Source organism: Flavobacterium microcysteis (assembly GCF_006385255.1).
GTDB classification, from domain to species: domain Bacteria; phylum Bacteroidota; class Bacteroidia; order Flavobacteriales; family Flavobacteriaceae; genus Flavobacterium; species Flavobacterium microcysteis.
The window spans coordinates 420518-433044 of sequence record NZ_VFJE01000056.1; the positions used below are offsets into that span (position 1 = coordinate 420518).

The 12527-nt window shown below is 36.0% G+C and carries 12 protein-coding genes and 1 tRNA gene; 8 read left to right on the top strand and 5 right to left on the bottom strand.

The window, feature by feature from the left end:
• Nucleotides 1–84: 84 nt before the first annotated feature.
• Together gpmI and FJA49_RS15530 are read right to left on the bottom strand one after the other, a co-directional pair.
• Nucleotides 85–1602: a 2,3-bisphosphoglycerate-independent phosphoglycerate mutase gene (gpmI, locus tag FJA49_RS15525; RefSeq protein WP_140001911.1), complete on the bottom strand. Its 1518-nt coding sequence runs from the start codon at nucleotides 1600–1602 to the stop codon at nucleotides 85–87.
• Nucleotides 1603–4008, bottom strand: a complete 2406-nt coding sequence (locus FJA49_RS15530) for a DUF5916 domain-containing protein (RefSeq protein WP_140001913.1) — start codon at nucleotides 4006–4008, stop codon at nucleotides 1603–1605.
• A gap of 218 nt (nucleotides 4009–4226) precedes the next feature.
• Here FJA49_RS15530 and FJA49_RS15535 point away from each other — a divergent pair, with 218 nt between their 5' ends.
• Nucleotides 4227–4937: a murein L,D-transpeptidase catalytic domain family protein gene (locus tag FJA49_RS15535; RefSeq protein WP_140001915.1), complete on the top strand. Its 711-nt coding sequence runs from the start codon at nucleotides 4227–4229 to the stop codon at nucleotides 4935–4937.
• On the opposite strand, the gene FJA49_RS15540 is transcribed toward FJA49_RS15535, so the two are convergent.
• Nucleotides 4926–6512, bottom strand: coding sequence for a L,D-transpeptidase family protein (locus FJA49_RS15540; RefSeq protein ID WP_140001917.1), 1587 nt, complete (start codon nucleotides 6510–6512; stop codon nucleotides 4926–4928). The genes FJA49_RS15535 and FJA49_RS15540 overlap by 12 nt on opposite strands.
• Nucleotides 6513–6586: 74 nt before the next feature.
• On the bottom strand, nucleotides 6587–7033 hold the full coding sequence (locus tag FJA49_RS15545) for a GNAT family N-acetyltransferase (protein WP_140001919.1): 447 nt from the start codon (nucleotides 7031–7033) through the stop codon (nucleotides 6587–6589).
• Between the two features lie 171 nt (nucleotides 7034–7204).
• Here FJA49_RS15545 and FJA49_RS15550 point away from each other — a divergent pair.
• A tRNA-Gly gene (locus tag FJA49_RS15550) sits at nucleotides 7205–7277 on the top strand.
• A 225-nt stretch (nucleotides 7278–7502) separates the two neighbouring features.
• Here FJA49_RS15550 and pepE read toward each other — a convergent pair.
• On the bottom strand, nucleotides 7503–8210 hold the full coding sequence (gene pepE, locus FJA49_RS15555; RefSeq protein ID WP_140001921.1) for a dipeptidase PepE: 708 nt from the start codon (nucleotides 8208–8210) through the stop codon (nucleotides 7503–7505).
• A 158-nt stretch (nucleotides 8211–8368) separates the two neighbouring features.
• Here pepE and FJA49_RS15560 point away from each other — a divergent pair, with 158 nt between their 5' ends.
• From FJA49_RS15560 to FJA49_RS15585, 6 genes are read left to right on the top strand one after another with little or no spacing between them, the layout of a single operon-like run.
• On the top strand, nucleotides 8369–9124 hold the full coding sequence (locus tag FJA49_RS15560) for a peptidase associated/transthyretin-like domain-containing protein (RefSeq protein ID WP_140001923.1): 756 nt from the start codon (nucleotides 8369–8371) through the stop codon (nucleotides 9122–9124).
• The gene (locus FJA49_RS15565) at nucleotides 9114–9848 is read left to right on the top strand and encodes a hypothetical protein (protein ID WP_140001925.1); all 735 of its coding nucleotides are present in this window, start codon (nucleotides 9114–9116) and stop codon (nucleotides 9846–9848) included. The genes FJA49_RS15560 and FJA49_RS15565 overlap by 11 nt, the downstream gene beginning before the upstream one ends.
• Nucleotides 9835–10587: a peptidase associated/transthyretin-like domain-containing protein gene (locus tag FJA49_RS15570; protein WP_140001927.1), complete on the top strand. Its 753-nt coding sequence runs from the start codon at nucleotides 9835–9837 to the stop codon at nucleotides 10585–10587. Before FJA49_RS15565 ends, FJA49_RS15570 begins: the two co-directional genes overlap by 14 nt.
• Complete coding sequence (locus FJA49_RS15575) at nucleotides 10577–11290, top strand: carboxypeptidase-like regulatory domain-containing protein (protein ID WP_140001929.1); 714 nt, start codon at nucleotides 10577–10579, stop codon at nucleotides 11288–11290. The genes FJA49_RS15570 and FJA49_RS15575 overlap by 11 nt, the downstream gene beginning before the upstream one ends.
• Nucleotides 11277–11963, top strand: a complete 687-nt coding sequence (locus FJA49_RS15580; RefSeq protein ID WP_140001931.1) for a carboxypeptidase-like regulatory domain-containing protein — start codon at nucleotides 11277–11279, stop codon at nucleotides 11961–11963. Before FJA49_RS15575 ends, FJA49_RS15580 begins: the two co-directional genes overlap by 14 nt.
• Nucleotides 11964–11975: 12 nt before the next feature.
• On the top strand, nucleotides 11976–12476 hold the full coding sequence (locus FJA49_RS15585) for a DUF6702 family protein (RefSeq protein WP_140001933.1): 501 nt from the start codon (nucleotides 11976–11978) through the stop codon (nucleotides 12474–12476).
• Nucleotides 12477–12527: the final 51 nt, after the last annotated feature.

Here is a 12527-nt window from a genome sequence, read left to right on the forward strand (position 1 = left end):
TTAATTAACAAAAAAGTGCTGATAAAAAGTAAGGGAATTCCATGCTTAAAAATGAAATCCCCTTACTTTTATGGAAGATAGTTATTATAGCAATGAATGCTGTGTCATGGCTTCTGGTTTTTTAATACCCATCAAATCAAGAACAGTAGGGGCGATATCCCCTAAAATGCCATTGCTTATGTGTTTTAAATCTTTGTCAACGAGGATAATTGGGACAGGATTTGTAGTATGTGCGGTATTTGGACTGCCATCTGGATTAATCATTGTCTCGCAATTTCCGTGATCTGCAATGACAATTGTTGTGTAATTGTGTGCCAAGGCAGCAGTAATAACTTTTTCAACACATTTGTCTACTGCTTCGCAGGCTTTAATGGCGGCTTCCATGACACCGGTATGTCCAACCATATCGCCATTTGCGAAATTAAGACAAACAAAATCGACTTCCTCTTTTTCGAGTTCTGGAACCAAGGCATCAGCCAGTTCATAGGCGCTCATTTCAGGTTTCAAGTCATAGGTTGCCACTTTAGGAGAGTTTTTTAAAATTCTTGTTTCGCCTATAAAAGGTAACTCTCTGCCTCCTGAGAAGAAAAAGGTTACGTGCGGATATTTCTCAGTCTCGGCAATACGGATTTGTTTTTTATGATTTTTCTCTAAAATTTCGCCCAAGGTTTCAGTTATATTTTCCTTGTCGTAAATAACGTGTATGCCGACAAAATTATCATCGTAATTTGTCATTGTCACATAATAGAGATTGAGCTTGTGCATGTTTTGTTCATGGCAATCAAACTGTGTAAGTACTTCTGTTAGCTGTCTGCCACGATCCGTTCTGAAATTAAAGAATATCACCACGTCGTCATTTTGTATGGTTGCGATAGGTTGGTCATTCTGATTGACCATAACGATAGGCTCAATAAACTCGTCTGTTATGTTTTTCTCATAACTATCATGTAGACTGCTGACGGCATTCTGAGAATGGGTTCCTATTCCGTTTACAAGTAAATCGTAGGCTTTTTTTACTCTTTCCCATCGTTTGTCACGATCCATTGCATAATAACGACCTACAATAGAAGCCAGTTTTACAGAAGTGTTTTCCATATGTTTTTCCAAAGCGGAAATAAAAAATATTCCTGATTTCGGATCAACATCTCTTCCATCTGTAAAGGCGTGTACGTATACATTTTCAAGCCCAAAATTCTGCGTAGCATCAATCAGTCCTTTTACGTGGTCGATATGAGAATGCACGCCACCATCCGATACTAATCCCAGAAGATGGACTTTTTTATTGTTTTGCTTGGCATAGCTTAAAGCATCAATCAGTGCCTTTTCTTGTTGCAGGGTTTTGTTTTGTACTGCCAGGTTTATTTTTGCCAGATCTTGGTATATAACCCTGCCAGCTCCCAGATTCATATGTCCCACTTCAGAATTACCCATCTGTCCTTCAGGAAGACCTACATTCAGTCCGTCTGTTCTTAATTGGGCATTAGCGTATTTTGTATATAGGCTGTCTATAAAAGGCGTATTGGCATTGTCTATTGCAGAAACTTTTGGATCGGGAGATTTGCCCCATCCGTCCAATATCATTAGGATTACTTTTTTGTTCATCTAAAATTTATTTTTAATCGAATTGTAGTCAATAAAATATCTGATACTGATTGAGAGAATGTTATTCAAGTTATTATTGAAAAGGTTTTTAAGGTTGTTGCCTAGCCTTCTGTCAATCTCCGTCCTGCTATCAGTAGCATTGTTTCTGTAAAGTACTGAAATCTGGCTTCCCGGGGCAAACCACCATGAATAGGAAAGGTCAAAATTCCAGGTGCTGAAATTCGAATTTTTATTTACTGTAAAGGTACTATTTGATGTTAGCGTTCCGTCATTTTGAAGTGTTAAATATTGGTTATTTTCTGCGTAAGACCAATAATGGCGGGCTGCCAAATTTAATGTCATTTTGGGATTTATCGAATACTTTAAACCTAATTCGTTGATCAGCGTTCTCCGGTCCCGTTCGGCAAAGATAATGTCATCGCCATCAAAAGCTACCCATCCACGATCACTGTTCTGGTTATAGACTTCAATCATATAATTCATGAGTAAGCTGTTGCTAAATCGATATCTGGGTGCTACTTTTAAACCGTATGAAACACGATCCTTTTCGCTTGTTATAGTGAAATAAGGATTGATGTCAAGGGCAAATGCCCGGTTATAATTCGATGAAAAATAAAATGAGTTATAAACGTTTTTAGGAAGGTTTACAAATCTTTCATTTACTCGGGCTTCATAGAAATCGTAGGTTTCTAGTGGATTGATATAAACGGAGATGGCATAATAATCATTTTTTATGCTTGTTGAGGTCAAATCGATGCTTATTTCGCCTTTTTGCAGACGTCCAGTAGTATTTTGGAATTCGGCAAAATAATTTGTGTTGATCCTAAAGGTGTTGAAGGTCGAATTTGGATTCAAAATCCTATAGGATAAGTTGGAATAGACAGAATGTAAATTGTTAATAAAAGTGATGCCGAGATCGTTGGCATCGTATTCTTTTGAAACATAAGAGGCGCCTGCGTTATATCTCCATTTACCTCCTTTTTTTCCAATCTGTATGGACGTATTAATACCATTTAGATTTTCATTGTCGCCATATTCGTTGATATAGCTGTATTTGAAATCACCAATAAGATTGAATTTGTTGTTTTTGGTGTTTAGGTCATACACTAAAGCAGAAACGTTTGCATCACGAAATTCTCCATTGCGGGTTACATTAGTATTTACGAGTGCTACTGAAGAGTTCTGGTTAAATCTTTGGTCTAAAACTAATATGTTATAATTGGTCAATGGTTCCACTACAACTTCTTTGGTTTCATTGGTTTGTGTATTCCTTAAAGTTCCATACGTTTTTTCTGTAACAGCATTCAGTACTCCGATTCCAAGCCCAGAAGAAGTCCTTCCTGAAATTTTTATAGCATTTATGAGGTTTACGGTTGAAGGGTTACTAGCAACAATATTCTCGTCAGAAGAATAAAGGTAGGTTGAAGGGCTACCTCCAATTCTGCGGGAATACAATAAGTCTCCCTTATTAAAGAGGTCGGTTCCTTCCGTAAAAAAAGGTCGGTTTTCATTAAATTGTTGTTCAAAAGGACCAAGATTTAATACGACATTATCATATTTTGTCTGTCCGAAATCAGGAACCAGAATTGCGTCAAGAGTAAAAGCGTCGTTGATGCCATACTTGATGTCCATGCCGGCCTTAAACTTGTTTTCTGTTCCTTCTTTGTTGTTTTCGACATAGAAAGAAGAATAAGGGATAAAGAAGAGTCTTGTTGGCGGTTTTATGTTTTCGATGCCTTCAAGTTGGCCTGTTTGGGGAAGTGCCGCCCCAATCTTCATGTCAATTAGATTCCAGGTATATTTTTGGCGATCTCTTTTGATTTCTCTATAAAAGTTAATACCCCAGGTTTGTTTTTCAGCATTTGAAAAGCGCAAGGCAGCATAAGGGATTTTCATCTCAACGACCCAGCCAAATTCTGTAATTGAAACTTCGCTGTCCCAAATAGCATCCCAGCTGTAGTCCTCACCGGCTTCGGTAGCAAGACAGTCCATCTGTACGCCTGATGCGCTGACAAAAAAACGAAAATCCTGTTGGCCATCGTTAAAACCGTTGATGAAAACTCCAAAATGATCTGCTGTTCCAAAATTATCCCTTTGGGTCAATTCTTTCAGGATTTTTTTTGGCTCATCATCATAAAGTAATGCGGCTACATAAATAGCATCATTGTTGTAAACTATACGAACGTCTGTTTTTTTGTTAGGGTTTATTGGTCTCCCGTTATCGGGCTCAAGCATTAAAAAGTCGGTAGCAATAGGTGCTGTGTTCCAGATGGCTTCATTGAGCTTGCCATCGATGGAGATGTTTTCTGAAATTGATGTTGCTTGCAGGCTTTTTCTCTGACCATGGGCATCGAAAGCAGAAATGATCATTAAAAAAAGTAAAACCAAAGAAAACGGTTTGCCCATTTGCGCATGTTTATAATAGCAAAAATAACCATAAAATATACATACACAATTACTTTGCAATATTTTTGAAATTTGTTCGTTATTATCTCTGTTACACTAAAATTAAAAAAAGGTTAATTTTGTTAAATACCTCATTTTAAGAGTAATAAATTTTGATAATAAAATTTTTTTAATACTTTTGGCCCTCCCCAAGTCAATTTTAACCCATTAGAATTTCAATGATTTACAAGTTTTTACCCGTCTTATTGTTTTTTGTCGCTTCATTTAATACAAATGTGAGCAAGCCCACTGAACCAGAAAAATTAATAGCAGCCACATCAGAAGCAAGCTTTTCGATGAAAGCTGAAAAAATTTACCATACGCTACATTCAAATAATCTTTCTTTGCCAAAACTTGAAAGCTTTTCAAAAGCACTTCAAGGTTTTTACCAACTGAAAGAGAAAGGTCTGGTTTCAAAAAACATACTAACAATTATCGATTTCAGCTTGTCTTCCAACTCTAAAAGATTATGGATTATCGACATGTCTACCAATACAATTCTCTATAACTCGCTTGTTGCCCATGGCAGAAATACAGGAGAAGAATATGCAAATGAATTTTCAAATGCAGCTTCTTCTAACAAAAGTAGCCTTGGATTTTATGCAACCGGAGAAGTTTATCAAGGAAAACATGGGCTTTCACTTCGTCTTGACGGATTGGAGAAAGGCATAAATGATAATGCGAGAAACAGAGCGGTTGTGGTTCATGGTGCTGACTATGTAGCCGATTCTTTTATAAAAACACACGGAAGACTTGGAAGAAGCCAAGGATGTCCAGCATTACCAGTTGGCATTACAAAAGAAGTTATAAATGTGATTAAGGACAAATCTTGCCTTTTTATCTATCATCCTTCAGCTAACTACAAAACGGCTACTAAGTTAATTTCGTAATTTCTGATACAGGCCGTTATCTAATGTGTAAATGTCAGGTCTGAATTGTAAAGTATTGTCATGGCTCCAAGCTGTCCAGTACAGCTGGTAGATAGCAATATCATTTTTGATTTTTGCGCTTTGCGTTTTTTCTTTTTTTAGCGTTTCTGTAATCTTTTCGAGACTCCAGTTTTTCTTGTCATCTAATAAGTATTCGGTAAGTTCCAGCGGATTTTGTACTCTGACGCAGCCTGAACTAAGTGAACGGTTAGTTTTGTCAAAATATTCCCGATGGTTAGTGTCATGCAGATAAACCGTGAAATTATTCGGGAACATTATTTTTACCATACCTAATGAATTATAGGTGCCTGGGCTTTGAACATAACGATAGTTTAGGGCTTTTTCAGGATTCCAACTCGATGCACTTACTTCTTTTCCGTTTTTATCATAAACGGTAATGTTCTTTCCTGTTAGATAGTTTCGGTTTTTTGTTGTTGCCGGAATAATATCTTCTTTTAATATGGTGGGAGGGATAGTCCATGTTGGGTTAAAAACAGCATAACTCAGTTTAGAGCTTAATACAGGTGTTTTTCTTTTGGATGTGCCTACAATAACATTGTGGGTTCTTGTCGTGTCGTTCTTAAAAACAGCGTGTAGCTTATAATCGGGAATATTGATAATAAGATAATGTTCGCCCATATTTCTGGGAAACCATCGCCATCGTTCCAAATTAGCAATGATCTGTTCTTTTCGGACATTTTTTGGAATATTCAAAGCCATGATTGTGCTGGCTCCTATAACGCCATCTGCTGCGAGTCCATGTCTTGATTGGAATCGCCTTATTCCCTTCTCTGTTTCCGGATCGTAAAGTGAAGTCAGGGAATCTTGCACCTTTATATCTTTCCAGTACATCAGTCTTCTTTTAATATCAAACAACGATTGGCTGGTATCATTTACTTTTAATTTTCCTGAGATCTCAATCTTTTTAAGCGTGTCTGTAGGAAATTTGTTGATGAGCACGAGTGCTTCTTTTAATCTTTTATAGACAATATGATTTGGTTTTGCTTTTTCGATAACAATCTGCAGAGAGTCACCAACAATAGCCGCTGTCAATAACTGATTAATTTCTGCATAGTTAGGAGTTAAATCCCAATCGGTGTAGAGTTCTTTAGGGTTTAATTTTCCACGTGTCAAATGCATAAGGTATTTCTGGATGGAAAGCGTCATCTGTATTTCGTAATTGGCGATTTCCTTTTCTGTTAAAGAAGACATGTTTTTTTCGAGGCGATCCAAATCAGAGGTATTATAATCTTTAGATTCCAGACCTTCCTTGTCTGCTGTAGATAGTTCCTCAATAATCAGTTGTCGTAGCTGAGGTGTATTCCATACGGTTTTAAAGCCGTTCATTTTGTAAAAAGAAGTCAGCGAGTCATTTTCAAAGGTTGCGATATACACTGAATCAACAACATGGCGTTTAATTCCATCTTTTGCCATGTCTTCTGCACTTTTTTTAAGCGATGGAGTGTATGCAATTTCTTTTTCCTTACAGGAAATCTGGAAAAAAAACAATGCCGCTATGAGAACAAATCGATACATGACAAAAAGTTATACGGGGTCTTTTGTGTGAAGTTACTCAAAAAGTTTCAAGTTGCGAAGTCTAGGGCAAACTTTTATAAGGCATTCAGGTTTTTGTACATCACATAATGCTTCCCGATGTCAGCAATATCAAAAGGCTCGCCAACAATTTCATATCCCAGTTTTTTATAGAATGTAACGGCAATTTCTCTGGCGTTAAACCAGATTATTTTTCCGCCACGTTCCAAAGCATCATTTTCTGCGTGTTTTACTAAAGCTTCACCTAATCCTTTTTTCTGGAATTCTGGTAATACGGCCATGCCTCTTAGTTGAAATTGTGGTTCCTCTTTTAAAAAAGGAGTAGCGCATATAAATAAAGAAGCAATTCCTGCTAGTTTTTCATTGCTAAATAAGCCAAAATGTTTTGTTGATTCTAAATTATCGCCTTCAAAATGGCAAGTTTCTATTGGTTTTCCAGGGCGTAATACAGGTTGACGGACAGAAAATGTTTCCAAAGCGGGTATTTCTTTTATGATTTGCATTTTTCTTTTGAAAATTTTTGGATTGGGTTGTATAATATAACGTTTTAATAATAAAACTCTTAGCGTTAAAAAGGTTTATTGATACAAAGGTTGCAAAAAAAAGATTGCATTTTTTTTGAAAAAAAACTTGCAACTGAAAAAACTTATTGCTTATATTTGCACCGTAGAAATGCGGAAGTAGCTCAGTTGGTAGAGCTCCAGCCTTCCAAGCTGGTTGTCGCGAGTTCGAGCCTCGTCTTCCGCTCTAAAATTGAAACCTCAAGTGTAAGCTTGAGGTTTTTTGTTTTCAAAACGTTTCAAAACAGATTTCAAATGAGTTTAGGTGTCTATAATTTGCGTCTCTGCGTCTTTGCGTGAAAATAATTACTCGCAAAGACGCAGAGGCGCAAAGTTTATAAATAGATGTTTAAAAGTAAATATTCTTGCTCTGCTTTCGTTTGATGTAAACTTCAGGAGATATTAAATGTTGCTAATTCAGAAAACTCAAATCGCTTCCGCTTTCTAATTCTTCGGGTTCTTGGTTTTGCCTAAAAAGACGAGCTTTCAGGTTTCCTTTTAAAGTAATAGTGTCGTTTTTTACTTCCAACCAACTTCCTTCACGAAGTCCTAAAACAGGCAGGGTGTTGAATTGATGAAACTCTTTTATTCTGGTTTCCCGTGTTTCACCCATATATGTTGAGTTGGAATCCGGATCAAGATAGTGCGGATTAAGGTTGAATGGAATCATGCCTAAAGTCTGAAAGCTTGGTGGATAAATGATTGGCATGTCATTAGTAGTCTGCATAGTCAGTCCGGTTATATTACTTCCAGCGCTGGTTCCTAAATAAGGTGTGCCTTTTTTTAGTGTTTCCGCCAACAAAGTCATCAAATCATGGCGATAAAGTTGCGTTACCAATAAAAAAGTATTTCCTCCACCTGTAAAAATTCCTTCAGCTTGTTTCAAGGCTTCTTTAGGATCTTCAAATTCATGCAATCCTTTTACCTTAATGTTGATTTTGGAAAAAGCTTGCCGTACTTTTTCGGTATATTCATCATGCGATATGCCGCTTGGCCTTGCATAAGGTATAAAGAGAACGGTAGATGCATTGTTGAAATGTAGTGAAAGCTCTGGTAAAAGATATTCAAGATAGCCGCCATTGTGTAATGTTGATGTACTGGCTATAATCAGGTTTTTCATTTTAATATAATTTTATTGATGTAAAGTTAATAAGGTTTGGAAATTATTAGACAATGCGGTGTTAACTTTATTATTAACATAAATTTAGTAGGCTGTTGGCAATTAATTAGGAGGCAGATAAGATATTTTTACCTGACAAACTTATCCCTCAATTGATTATGCTTAAAAAAATAATGTTGTGTTCTTTTTTTATAGCTGTTTCTCCTTCGGTACTTTCGCAGACTTCTGAAAGAAAAGCACTAAAAGGAAAGGTTATGGCCTATTCATCCAATCTGGATGGAATTTATGTTCTGAATTTGTCTTCAGAAAAAGAAACCGTAACTAAAGAAGGAGGTTATTTTTCAATTCAAGCAAAAGAGGGCGACTCCTTAATGTTTTCATCGATTCATTTCAAAGGTAAAATTGTGGAAGTGAATCAGGCTGATTTCGGTAAAGAATTATTATATGTAAAGCTTGAGACAATGGTAAACCAGTTAGACGAAGTAATGGTTGTACAATATAAAAACATTAATGCCTACGATTTAGGAATTATACCCAAGCCCGCAAAAGTATATACGCCAGCCGAAAGAAAACTAAGAACAGCGACTGGCGTTGATCCTAAAGTAGGGCTAAATAATTCGTTTGCTCTTGATCCACTTCTAAATATGATATCTGGAAGAACCTCTATGCTGAAAAAAGAATTGGAAGTAGAAAAAAGAGAGAAGTGGATAAGTCAACTGGAAGATTTGTTTGAGGAAGAATACTACACGAAAAAACTACAAATTCCTGCTGAAAATATCAAAGGATTTTTGTATTATGCGGTAGAAAACGAACGATTGGTAAAAAATCTAAACAGTAAGGATAAAGCAATGGCGACATTTTTATTGGGAGAGTTAGCTAAAAAATATATTCAAACCCTAAACGATGAAAAATAATTACTTTTTTTTAATCCTGATTCTGATTTCTCAAGTTGCCTTTTCGCAAAGCAAAGAGAATAAAAAGATATTTGGAAAAATTACTGCAGGACAAGCTTCGGTAGATGATATTGAAGTGATTAATTTCTCGAATGCTACCCAAACCAGAACGAACTCTAAAGGCGAGTTTTATATTTATGCTAGAGTAAGTGATGTGCTCATTTTGTCTGGAAACAATCTTGAGCACAAAAGAAAAACAATTTCAAGAGACGAATTTAATGCAGCGACTGTAGAAATTGTGATGAAGCCTATCGTAACAGAGCTCCAGGAAGTTGTTGTAGAGAAAGGCGATGAATATTCTGTTGTTACGGGTGCGAAAAAATATACACCGGCAGAAAGAAAACTAAGAACGGCATCAAAACCTGTAGAACTGATTCAGGGGTTAGGTATCAGCAATGACGCAATTCTTAATTTCCTCTCTGGAAAAACAAAAATGCTCAAAAAAAGCGTACAGGTGGAGAGAGAAATAGCAAGGCTTGAAAAGCTAGACAATTATTTTGATGAGATTTATTATACCGAAAAACTGGACATACCGAAAGATTATATCAACGGTTTTAAGTATTATATAGTAGGCGATGAAAATTTTTCAAAGGCATTAGATCAAAACAATGAGACGGAACTTGAAGTGTTTATCATCAAATTAGCAGAAAAATATAAGGGATTGCTTGCCGATGAAAAGAAATAATTACGTTTTACTGTTTTTTTTCTTTTCAACAGCAATGCTGTTTTCTCAGACACAAGAAAAACTTCTGCAAATAAAGGTTATGGCAGACGGGAATTATGTTGGAGGAATCAATGTGGTCAACCTGGTTAATGAAAGATCAGCGGTTACAGATGAAAAAGGGGAGTTCTTTATTTTGGCAAAAGAAGACGATTTGTTAGTGTTTTCAGCTATAAACTTTGAGTATAAAAGAAAAATTATCAGCTCGGAAGACTTGGTAGCTCCATTCCTGACGGTAAATATGGTTCCCAAAACAAACCAGCTTGACGAGGTAGTTATTACGGAATACCCTAATATTAATGCTGTCGACTTAGGGATTTTGTCAAAACCAGCCAAAGTCTACACCCCGGCAGAAAGAAAACTCAAAACAGCAACAGACCTCAATCTGATGGTAGGGTTTGGATTTGCAATGAGTCTGGATCCTGTAATAAATGCTATTTCTGGCCGAACCAAAAGCCTCAAAGACCAATTGAAAGTTGAACGGCGAGAGTATTTACTAAAGGAAGTGCAAAACCTCTATGAAGAAGAGTACTTCATAAATACATTAAAGATTCCTCAGGAAAATGTGAAGGCATTTCAATATTATAGCATTGAAGATGTGGGATTTGTAGAAACGCTTAAGGCGAAGAAAAAGCAAATGGCAGATTTTTTGCTGGTACAATTATCAAAAAAATATCTTCAACTACTCTCAGATGAAAACTAATTTCCTTATTGCCTGCTTTTTTATAGTACAGCTTGTTTTTTCGCAGGAAAAGATAATCCATGGAAAGGTTACGGGTAATGGTAACAATGTTGAAGGCATTAACGTAGTCAATCTGGTTAATGAAAAATCAGCCGTTACAAATGCTAACGGAGAATTCCAAATTCTGGCAAAAGAAGAAGACCTGCTGGTTCTCTCAGCTTTAAATTTTGAATATAAGCGGAAAATTATCGATGCTGGCGACCTGAAATCAGAAGTTGTTATCATTGAAATGATACCCAAAGCGAATCAGTTGGATGAAGTGGAAATCACAAAATACAATAATATTAATGCTGTCGACTTAGGAATTTTGTCGAAACCTGCAAAAGTCTACACGCCAGCTGAAAGAAAAGTTAGAACGGCTACCACAGGATTGCTTGACCCGCTAATTAATCTGATGTCGGGTCGAACCAAAAGGCTCAAACAAAATATTTCTGTGGAGAAAAAAGAAATGCTTTTGGAAAAAGTAAATGACCTTTTCGAAGACGATTTTTATACACAAACGCTTAAAATCAATCCTGATCTTATTATGGCGTTCAAATACTTTTGTATTGAAGATTTTAAATTTGCAAGTGCTGTTAGGGCAAAAAACAAAACGCTTGCTACTTTTTGGATTAACGAACTCGCAGTAGAGTATAACAAGCTACAATCCAATGAAAAGCAATAAAATCTTACTCCTGACTTTTTTTGTCTCTTATGTTGCCTTGGCGCAAGAAAAATTGATAAAAGGGAAAATTACTGCAAACGGGAATAACGTTGAAGGCATAAATTTGGTGAATTTGGTCAATGAAAAATCAGCCGTAACAGATTCAAACGGCGAGTTCTTGATCTTAGCTAAGGTTGACGATATGCTCGTTTTTTCTGCTGTCAATATGCATTATAAAAGAAAGATTATTGAAGCAGAAGATTTTCAAAAAGAAGTGCTTATAATCGAAATGGAACCAAAAATAAACCAGCTCGATGAAGTCGTCATTACAAAATTTGTCGACATAACAGCCTACGGTTTAGGAATCATAAGTTTTAAGCCGAAAGTTTATACAGATGCTGAAAGAAGGATGAGGTCCGGGGTTGGAAGCGCAGCAGAGCGAAAAGCAAGGCTTGAAGGTGAAAGAAAGTTGATGCTAATTGAAAGAATCGGAATTCTGTATAGCGATGAGTATTTTGTTGAAGTTCTAAAGATTAATCCGGATTATGTCATGGCATTCAAATATTATTGTTCCGAACAGCCAGACTTTATGGAAATTGTTAATTCGAGAATAAAAGATAATATCAAATTGGCAATAATCGAGCTTGCTAGAAAATACAATGAACTTCAAAATGAAGAAATTGTAAAAGAATAGTATTTTTGTAAAATGAAAAAGACAATCAAAATAGCTTTTCTTTTACTGCTATTTATGGGGCTGACTTCAGCCTCGCTTCACAAATTTTACGTTTCCGTAAACCAACTCGATTATGTTCCTGAAAAGAAAGCAATAGAAATCACATCCCGTATTTTTATTGACGACATAGACTTGGCCTTAGAAAAAAGATTTGGTAAAAAGATATATCTCGGAACAAGCAAAGAAGTAAAAGATAGCAAAGATTTGCTTCGGAAATATTTTCAGGAAAAATTTGCCATTAAGGTAAATGAACAAGAAAAAGAAATCCGTTTTTTAGAAAAAGAAGTCGAAGATAATGTCCTGATCTGCTATTTTACGATCAAGAATATCGAAAAAATCAATTCTATTGAAATAAAAGACAACGTTCTGATGGAACTTTACGACCAACAGCATATTTTCCATACACACGTTTTAGGGAAAAAGCAAAGTCTGCTTCTTACCTCGGAGAAAATACGTGGCCAATTAAATTATTAGCGATTTTTTTTCTGCTTTACATCAAATTGATTAAATTTCAATCTTAAAAAT